Below are 2,045 nucleotides of genomic sequence, written 5' to 3'. Positions count from 1 at the left end.
CTCGGCTTCCTTGATCTGCTGGTTGATGGTGCGCATATTGCGCGAGAAATTGCTGGAGTCCAGCGACAGCGCGACTACCAGTTCGCGCAGGGTTTCAGCCATAAAGTTTCACTTTGATTGCAGGAGATTCGGGAAAGATGGCAGAATACTGGTTAGGAACATCGGTTCGACAACTCGGGATCTGAAAAACCACTTAACTTTGAATTCAAAGAACTGTCGACAAATCAAAACTTCCTTTTGCAATTGACCTCTGAGGAATATATTTCCTTCTTTCCTTTTCAGAGAAAAGAAGTATAATGATTCAGCGGAATCGAAAGACCGTCCGGTTGGCCTTTTATTCTGATTCACACTCTTGAGAGGCAGCCTTATGAATCGATTTTTTATTGACTCACTGAAGATGATGCGGGAAAATTACATCCGTGCCTTCGGGGGAAAATACGACACGGAGATGTGTCCAATCAAAGATGTGGAAGTGGACGAGCGGGACGCGGCGGGCATCGTGACTGCTTCTACGGGATTTCTTCGGGGGCTGACGATCGACGGCGTCAGCAGTCTGAAGAAAATCTACACAAATGACGTAAACGGAAAAACAGAGGAAATTCTAGATATTCGGGAGCGGGATGGAAGTGAACACGAATACAGGGATCTGGCGCTGACGAGATACCGCTGTTCCCTGATGACGGTTTTCGCGATGGAACAGCTGATGCGAAAAAAACCGAAAAACGTGGGATTCATCGGGACAGGCCGCACGAACCTAGCGAACTGCATCGGAATCTGCGAGCGCTTCTCTCCCGTGGGAATCGTAATCCGCGGAAGCAAAAGGAACGTCGACAAGAACATCGGGGATTTCCTGCTGGTTAACGGAAAAACGAAAGTGGATGACACGGAGGATATGATTCATCTTAACGCCTGCGATACCGTGATTATCTGCACTTCCGCCACAAGGCGGGAGGAAATGATAAGCGCCAACCTTCTGATGGGCCCGGATTTGATCATCGTTCTGGATAGCGGGTATTACCTGGATGAATCCTTCCGGAAAACCCGGGATAATTATTCGGACAGCCCGGAACAACTGGAAGCTCATTTCCGGGATGAATTTCCCTGGGATGAAAAAGACTATACCTTTAAAACACTGCTGGATAAACGGGACGCCAGAAAATGCACGGCCTACCTGTACGGCATCGGCCTGGCCGACGCCGTGGCGGGGGAGGAGATCACGAACCGCATTGAAAAATCTCACAGGAAATAAAGGCATCCTCTAGAACAAAAATTCTTCATCAAAAACAGGATGCGTCTCCGCATTCAGAGACCAAAATATTTCTCGGAATATAATCTTGTCCGAAAGTCGCCAAAGGGAATACATATGATCCTGTACCGTTCCCTTCCCTTTTTGAGATGAACGGTATGGATAAATCGGGGTAAATAATTGCCCTTCGAGTGTCATGTGAAAACCCGCAGAGCTTATCACAATCTGCTCTGCGGGTTTTCGTCATCTTTGGGTTTAAGCAGCAATCACTTATGGCGATGTATGTATTGACAAGAAGAATGTATATAATGAAACCGTAAATGAATACAGGGGGCTAATCTTAGAACTCTTTACAATAGATATCTCTTCCTCTGTAAACTTTGAATCTCTAGCCATTGTCAACTATCCTTCCTTTCGTTTGGTATATCACCTCCATCCTTTGTCCAGCAAGCATTCTGCATTGCTTTTCTTGTTAGTGTGCTATTTCCATTGTCCAGGTATGAGGACTCTGTGTTAATAGTCTTGTCCATTTTTGAGGATTTCGGCTATTTTATCTGTCCACAAACCGGGATCGGGTTAAATTCATCTGTCCATTCTATGGGGAGTATTTTACACTCCTGGCCCGTGAACACCCCCTGAACACCCCTGAACACCTTTTCATTGAACACCTCCGAAAATAGAAAAAGCCTTTATTTTAAAGGCTTTTCAGGTGTGTTCACGTCCACATTTCAGTTTGACAACTTGACCGGTAGCCCAGTGCACATCGTTCACATCGATGGGGTCGTTGGTTCGAGTCCAA

At 46.2% G+C, this 2,045-nt stretch carries 1 protein-coding gene; it reads left to right on the top strand.

Annotated elements, in window-relative coordinates:
• Nucleotides 1-367 precede the first annotated feature (367 nt).
• Nucleotides 368-1,249, top strand: coding sequence for a hypothetical protein (locus ACJMM9_RS07950; RefSeq protein WP_405325524.1), 882 nt, complete (start codon nt 368-370; stop codon nt 1,247-1,249).
• Nucleotides 1,250-2,045: the final 796 nt, after the last annotated feature.

This window comes from Fibrobacter sp., from assembly GCF_045112255.1.
Classification (GTDB): domain Bacteria; phylum Fibrobacterota; class Fibrobacteria; order Fibrobacterales; family Fibrobacteraceae; genus Fibrobacter.
The sequence above is the reverse complement of the archived record's forward strand: the minus strand, read 5'-3'. Positions and strand labels throughout refer to the sequence as shown.

Bases quoted from the DNA above. Each gene is read 5' to 3' on its own strand.
- ACJMM9_RS07950 (WP_405325524.1), top strand. From the start codon at position 368: ATGAATCGATTTTTTATTGACTCACTGAAGATGATGCGGGAAAATTAC.